At 67.6% G+C, this 7,621-nt stretch carries 5 protein-coding genes; all 5 read right to left on the bottom strand.

The annotated features are described in order from the left end of the window. Positions 1 to 469, bottom strand: a 469-nt coding sequence (locus tag DSP71_RS00265; RefSeq protein WP_220151057.1) for a P-loop NTPase fold protein, incomplete at its 3' end; no start/stop codon positions are given. 237 nt (positions 470 to 706) lie between these two features. Beyond that, a complete protein-coding gene (locus DSP71_RS00260; protein ID WP_113680075.1) occupies positions 707 to 1,462 on the bottom strand; it encodes an alpha/beta hydrolase in 756 nt (251 codons plus the stop codon). A gap of 207 nt (positions 1,463 to 1,669) precedes the next feature. Beyond that, positions 1,670 to 2,836: an MFS transporter gene (locus tag DSP71_RS00255; RefSeq protein WP_045247062.1), complete on the bottom strand. Its 1,167-nt coding sequence runs from the start codon at positions 2,834 to 2,836 to the stop codon at positions 1,670 to 1,672. Between the two features lie 521 nt (positions 2,837 to 3,357). Continuing rightward, the gene (locus tag DSP71_RS00250) at positions 3,358 to 4,887 is read right to left on the bottom strand and encodes a multicopper oxidase family protein (protein ID WP_113680074.1); all 1,530 of its coding nucleotides are present in this window, start codon (positions 4,885 to 4,887) and stop codon (positions 3,358 to 3,360) included. Next, positions 4,880 to 7,501, bottom strand: a complete 2,622-nt coding sequence (locus DSP71_RS00245) for a heavy metal translocating P-type ATPase (RefSeq protein WP_056518808.1) — start codon at positions 7,499 to 7,501, stop codon at positions 4,880 to 4,882. Before DSP71_RS00245 ends, DSP71_RS00250 begins: the two co-directional genes overlap by 8 nt. Between the last annotated feature and the right edge of the window lie 120 nt (positions 7,502 to 7,621).

Raw genomic sequence — 7,621 nt, 5'->3', positions numbered from 1 at the left:
CTCCAACATCGGGGGTAAGAGTCACCGCCGACTTGATCGCAACCTGCGCCACCTTGCTCCACGAAACCCGCCTACGCAGAGCGTCCAGCGTGGAGATGAGATCCACCGCGGCACTCGCCAGTTTCGCTTTCGTGGTCTCCCCGGGCGCCTCCTCCTCGCGGCGACGACTCAGTTCGATCGAGATTCCCTCCAGCACCCGACTGATCAAGGTGCCTCGCGGGTCGCCCGAATCCACAAACTCCCACGGATCGATTACGACCACGATCACGTCATCGCGCCGCCGAAGCTCGGTCTCGATCAGGTTGAGCGCCGTGCTCTTCCCTCCGCCCCACGGCGAGTTGAGCCCGACCGTGACGGTATCGAACCGCCGATCGACCACAACGTTCGAGATCGCCACCGCGACCGCCCGCAGCCCGGTGAGATCCTGCGTCGCCGGATTGTCATCGAACAGATACCGCGAAGCTCCCATCATCGCCCCCTTTGGCGCCGGTACCGCTACGTCATCCAACACACGTGGCAACAATGCCAGTCAACCGCCAACTTACGGCGGATCTTGCTAAGTCCCCGCGGAACCTACACTCAGTTGTGTAGGTTCCCGCTCGAGATGGCGGAGGATGCCGGGATTCCACGGCAAATGGCAGTGATCTCGAGTTCGAGGTTCCACGCGAAACGGCAGATTCCTACAGTCCTCGATCCGTGGTGGACATCAATCACCTGTCGAGTCGAGATGGCGGGCGAAGAAGCGCGCGGCATCTTCGCTGGCGAATGAGGGGACGCCGGTGTGTCCGCCCATGTTGGCGTAGAGGGTCTTCTCGGTCGATGCGAAGGCATCGAAGAGATCGAGCGCCATCTGTCGATCGTTGCCCTCGTCATCCCATTGCAGCAGCACATGGAGGGGGATCGTGATCCGTCGCGCTTCGTCCATGGTCGATCGCGGCACGTAGCTTCCGGCGAACAGGCCCGCGGCCGCAATGCGCCGATCGGTCGCGGCCAGGCGCACGGCGACCGCGATGACCCCGCCGGAGATGGCGACCCGATCCCCGATCTCCGGAAGCCCAAGCACTGCGTCGAGTGCGGCCTGCCACTCCGGCACTGCCCGCTCCACGATGGGAAGGATGAGCCGGTCGATGATGTCGTCATCGGGACGCTCGCCCACCGAGATCGCGCGCACGAGGTCGGCACGGGCTTGTTCCGCGCCCGGCAGCAGGTGCCGGTCTCCGGCACCTGGCAGTTCGAGAGCAACCGAGGCGAAACCCTGTGCGGCGGCGCTGCGTGCTCGGACCTCCAGACGGGGGTGCATGCGCCGTAGCCCGAGCCCGCCGGGCTGACCCAACAGGATGAGCGGAACGGGGCCGGCCGTCGACGCGGTGGGTGGTGTCCAGAGGATGCCGGGAATGTCGCCGAGGGTGAACTCGCGTTCGATGGGTCCCTGGTCAAGGCGGGTTTCGGAGGTGAAGTGCATGGTCGTGCCTTCCGGGAGTGCTGCAAGGATGCGGCGCTCCCGGGCGACCTATCGCCCGACCGTGACTCCCGTGGGGAGCACCCACGTCGATTCGTTCACGGGTACCACCTCCTCGAAACTCCTGCACGGACCCCTGAAAGCTACCAGCATCCGCGACACCATCGAAATAAATGTGTCGCCGACGCGATCGCTCAGATGCTCGCCATGTCACTGCTCCGCAGTCTCGGCCAGTGGGCGATCCCGACCTATGCGATCGATGGCCCAGGGGCCGAGGACCGTACCGCTCGCGATGACAGCGGAGAACACGAGGTACGCCGGAGCCCACCAGCCACCGGCGATCAACGCGCCTGCAGCGACCACCCCGATCGCGGCGCCGATCGTGTCGGCGTTCGCCTGCAGACTCATCCCGCGGGCGACGCGGTCGCCGCTCGCCTCCGAGACGAGGGTCTTCTGCAGAGGGTAGAGGAGGCCCAACGCGGCACACACGAAGACCCACAGCGCGGCTATGACGATCACTGGAGGGGAGACCGCCAGCGCAGCTGCGCTCCCCGCAGACGCGATGGACGCGGCGGCGTAGCCGGGTTTGCGACCCCATCGCTCGACGAGACCGTGCAGGAGGCGCGGGAGAATCGTGAGCGCGATACCGCCCGGCAGGTAAACGAGCGCGATCTGCCAGACCTGAAGGTTCAGGGCTTGCAGCTGCAGGAGCAGCGCCAGACCCACGCCCGCCTCGGCGGCGGTGACGAAGACACCGAGCGCCAAGAGCGGTGCGAGTCGACGGACATGTCCGCGTGTTCCGCCCGCGAACTCTTCCCTCACGACGAGCGGTTCCTTCGGCACGAACAGAAGGCGCACCGCGGCGGCGATCGCCGCGGCGGCGAGTCCGATGAAGACGGCCGAGTATCCGTAGGATGCAAGGAGAAACATCGCGGGCGCCCAGAAGATCCAGGATCCGAGGGCCTCGGAGGACATCAGCCCTGCAAACGTCCCCGAGTCGTCCGACAGGTATTCGGCGGCGATGGCGCGCAGCGAGATCCAGAACAGGGGGCCGGCGACGCCGCCGACGGCAGCCGCGACGAACGCCATCCCGGGCGTATCCGCGAACGCGTAGAGCACGCAGCTGGCGCTGTAGAGGAACGCTCCGACCGCTGCGACTCGGGTGCGCGGTCGCGAATCGGCGAGATACCCGGCAACCGGTCGCATGAGCACCGATACCACCAGCTCCGCGGCCACCAGCCATCCGACCACAGACGTACTGAGCCCGAGCACCGCGCCCCCCCAGAGCGGAATAAGGAAGTCGAGCAGATCGACGGGGCCACTCAAGAGGGTCGCGGACGCCCCGATCGCGCGGCGGCGTGCGGAGGTCGTCGACATTTGACCACCCTAGGGGGATTCTGCGCTGGTACCCCCGTCGCAGCCGGCCCATTCGCAACTCGATCGATGCTCCGTGCCTCCGAGCCGCGTCGACCTGGGTAGCGCTCGACGCGCACACCGCCTTGAGGTCTCGCAACCAGCCGATGTGGATACCGCGCGGCTGCCGGCCCCTCCGACCACAGCACATAGACGCCTGCAAGCGGATCGTCTATCGGACAAGCGTAGGGACGAAGGTTGCTGCTTACGCTGGCGTCTCGAAGATGATCTCTCGGCCGTCTTCCTCACCCCACTGCTCGCCGTTCTCGACAGACCCGTATCCGTCATCTATGATGTAGGTTCCCGGTCAAGGTGGCGGAGAACTCGGGGATTCCACGCTAATTGGCAGCAGTTTCGTCAGCAGGATTCCGCGCGAAATGGCAGATCCCTACATAAGAGTAGGAAGTCCACTTAGACTTGACGTCCGCCGCCGCCGTCCGATCGCCCGCGCGATCATCCTCCCGTGCTGGGGATGAACGCGCGGTTCATGACTGGTATCCGAGCACCGTGGTCATGCCGGTCTCGGCGTGGTAGATGTTGTGGCAGTGCGCGACCCACTGGCCGGGGTTGTCGGCGTCGAAGTCGACTGTCAGGGTCTGGCCCGGGAGGATGATGGAGGTGTCCTTCCGGGGGCCGCCGTTCGCGTGCTGGTAGGTGTGGCCGTGCAGGTGGAACGGATGCCACATCTCGGTGTCATTGCGGATCCGCAACTGCACCCGCTCCCCCATACTGACCGCGTGCGCGTCCCGCAACGGGTCGTTCATGTCGAACCGGCGCCCATTGATCCCCCAGTCGTACGCCTCCATCCCCCCGGTCAGCGCGAGGTGCACGACCCGGTCGGGGGATGCCTGGTGCAGGGTGACGGAGGCGGTCGCGCTCAGTCCGGCAGCGGTGCCGACCCTGCCGGTGCCGAGCTCGGCGACGGGGACGTCGCTGGCCGGAGCCGTGCCAGCGGCGGTGCGAACGAGCGCGAACGCGCGATCCTGCTTGCCTTCCGCGTCGGCGACGACAGGGAACACCCCATCGTCCAGGGTGACCTGCAGGTCGTAGCGTTCGCCCATCCCGATCAGGACACTGTCGACCTCGACAGGATCCACCGGGAACCCGTCGGTGTGGGTGATCGTCAGGGTGTGGCCGCCGATCGCGAACCGGAACGCGGTGTCGCTGCCGGCGTTGATGACACGGATCCGCACCCGGGCACCAGGAGTGCCGGTGAATTGGGCGGGGTCGGCTTTGGGTTTGCCGTTGATAAGGTACTGCGGGTAGTAGACGTCGCCGGCGTCGCCGCCGAGCAGCTCGGAGGTGGCGCCCATCAGCAGGTTCCCCATCCGCATGAACATGTCGCCCATCCCGCCCATGTCTCCCATGCCCTTCGAGAGGTCGGTGAGGACCTGGTCCGGGGTGGCGGTGACGCCGTCGAGCCAGTCGTCGAGGATCAGCACCCATTCGTCGTCCCACGTCACCTTCTCGTCCGGGTCGTCGATGATGAGCGCACCGTAGAGGCCGTGGTCCAGTTGCGGGCCGACGTGGGGGTGGAACCAGTAGGTGCCCGGATGCGGGGTGACGAACTCGTATGCGAACTGTCCGCCCGGGGCGATGGGGGCTTGGGTTACCGGAGGGACCCCATCCATGTCGTTGCGGAGGGCGAGTCCGTGCCAGTGCACGGAGGTGTCCGCGTCGAGCTGGTTGCGGACGGTCGCTTTCAGCGTGTCGCCTGCGGTGAGCCGGATTACCGGGGCGGGGATACCTCCGAACGCCCAGGTGGCGGCGGCGGTACCGGCCAGGTCGAGCGTGGTGGGGGCGGCGGTGAGGTCGACGGTGGTGACTCGGCCGGTGCCGCCGCGGTTCTTCTCCGTGCCGGACACCGCTGCGCCGGTGGGTGTCACCCATTGCGGCGCGGGGGTGCAGGAGGCGAGCACGGCTGCCGCGACGGCGCCCAGTCCGAGTCCGAGCACACCTCGTCGGGTCAGCAGCATCGGGGAGGACGGTGTGGGAGAGAGCGGACGGTCAGGCATGTTCGGGCTCCTTCTGCATGGTCGTCGCAGCGGGCGCCTGGGCGGGCAGGCGGAGCCGCTTGAGGAGGAGGGCGTTGACGGCGACGATCACGGAGGAACCGGACATCGACAGGGCGGCGATCTCCGGGGACAGCATGATCCCGAACGCCGGATAGAACACGCCAGCGGCGATGGGGAGGGCGGCGGCGTTGTATCCGATGGCCCAGCCCAGGTTCTGCCGCATCTTTCGCAGTGTGCCCTTGCCGATCTTGAGTGCGATCGCAACATCGAGCGGGTCCGAGCGCATCAGGACCACGTCGGCGGTCTCGATGGCGACGTCGGTGCCGGCGCCGATCGCGATGCCGAGGTCGGCCTGGGCGAGGGCGGGGGCGTCGTTGACGCCGTCGCCGACCATCGCGACCTTCTTGCCCGTCTTCTGCAGCTCGGCGACCTTCGCGGACTTGTCCTCGGGGAGCACATCCGCGATCACGGTGTCGATGCCGAGGAGAGCGGCGATCCGGTCGGCGGTGGGCTTGTTGTCCCCGGTGAGCATTGCGACCTCGACGCCCTGCTCGTGGAGAGCGTCGATCGCGGTCTTTGCGGTGTCCCGGGGTGCGTCGGCGAGACCGATGATCCCGGCGACTTGCCCGTCCACGGCGAACAGGATCGCGGTGCGGCCGGACCCAGCCAGGTCCTGCTGAGCGGCCTGCACCCCGCTGATGTCGATCCCCTCCCCGGTGAGAAGGCGCGGGTTGCCGAGGACGACCTGTCGACCGTCGACGGTGGCGATCGCGCCCTGCCCGGTGACGTTTCGGAACGCGGTCGCGGTGCGACGGGGGATGTCGCGGGCGTCGGCGTAATTCACGATCGCTTTCGCCAGAGGATGCTCGGATTCCCGCTCCAACGCGACCGCGAGGGAGAGAGTCTCGAGCTCGTCGCCGCCGACGGGGATGTAGTCGGTGACCTCCGGCTCCCCCTTGGTGAGGGTGCCGGTCTTGTCGAACACGACCGTGTCGATGTGGGCGGCGGTTTCGATCCCGGAGGCGTTCTTGAACAACACGCCCCGTTTCGCGCCGAGCCCGGTGCCGACCATGATCGCCGTCGGGGTGGCGAGGCCGAGCGCGTCGGGGCAGGTGATGACGACGACGGTGATAGCGAACAGGATCGCCATCGGGATTGCAGCGCCGGCGAGCAGCCACACCAGGAAGGTGAGGGTGCCGCCGATCAGGGCGACCAGGACGAGCCAGAACGCTGCCCGGTCGGCGAGGCGCTGCCCGGGGGCTTTGGAGTTCTGCGCCTCCTGCACGAGCTTCACGATCTGCGCCAACGCCGTGTCCGAGCCGACTTTGGTGGCTGTGACGCGGAGGGTGCCGACGGTGTTCACGGTCGCTCCGATCACCTCCGACCCGGGCGCTTTGTCCACCGGCATGGACTCGCCGGTGACCATCGACTCGTCCACCTCGGACTCTCCGGATTCCACGACACCGTCGGTGGGGATCTTGGCCCCCGGCCGCACCAGCATCAGATCCCCCGGGACGACCTCGCTGGTGGGGATCTCGACCTCCTGCCCGTCACGGATCACGACCGCCTGCGAGGGTGCGAGCTCCAGGAGGGTGCGGATGGCGTCGTTCGCGCCGCCGCGGGCGCGCATCTCCACCCAATGCCCCAGCAGCACGAAGGTGGCAAGCACCGTGGCGGCTTCGTAGAACACTTCACCGCCGCCGGTGAGGGTGACCGCGAGGGAGTACAGCCAGCCGGCGCCGACACCGACTGCGACGAGCACCATCATGTCGAGGGTCTTCGCGCGCAGCGCCCGGTAGGCGCCGTCGAAGAAGATCCACGCCGAGTAGAAGATCACCGGCAGCGACAGGATCAGCATGAACACGTCATCGCGCAGCCCGAACGGTGCCGGCACCTCGAATCCGATCACCTCCCGCCCGATCGGAGACCACAGGGTGATCGGGATCGACAGGATCAGCGCGACCAGGAACCGGTTGCGCATGTCGCGGATCATCGCGTCCATCGACATCCCGCCGTGATGCCCACCGTGGCCCATCATCTCCTGCGCACTGTGACCCGACGCTGCACCATGATCGTGCCCACCCGCGGCCGCGGTGTGACCGGCGTGCTCGACGTGGTGACCGGCATGCTCACCGTCATCCGCCGTCGCCGACGGGGCGTGCGTGTGGTCGTGGCCAGCGGCGTGGTCGTGGACGGGGTCGTCGTGATAGCCCGCAGGACCCTTATGGCCCGCGTGGCTGGCGTGACCCGTGGCATCCGTGTGGCCCTCGTGCGCGTCGTGACTCGCGTGCGGTTCTTGTGCGCCCTCAGCTGCGGGGCCGTGGTGGGCGCTGTGGTCGTGCGCACCCTCGTCGTGCGGGTCGTGCGCGGGGTCGCAGATATGGTCGGGGACGGACTGGCCGGCGCAGTGATACCCGCAGTCGATGACCCATTGCTGGAGGTGGGCGACCGAGGTGGTCTCGGGGTCGTAGGTGACGGTCGCGGTCTGTGAGACCGGGTTCGCGTCCACGGCGATCACTCCGGGTTGTCGGCTCAGGTGGGCTTCGGTGACGTTCTTGGAGGTCGCGCGGATCATGCCGCTGACCTGCAGGGTCACGGTTCTGGTGTCGCTCATTTCGGTTCCTTCCCGAGGGTGGGGTCGGTGGTGTCGGGGTGGGGCCATTGCCAGTCGGCGACGGCGGGGATGTCGGTGCCGTGCTCGCGGGTGTGGGCGCGGGCGTGCAGGCGGGCGTCC

The sequence above is a fragment of the Microbacterium sp. H6 genome, from assembly GCF_003314775.1.
Taxonomy (GTDB): domain Bacteria; phylum Actinomycetota; class Actinomycetes; order Actinomycetales; family Microbacteriaceae; genus Microbacterium; species Microbacterium oxydans.
Note: the sequence above shows the minus strand (reverse complement) of the source record. Positions and strands in the feature narration are given on the sequence as shown.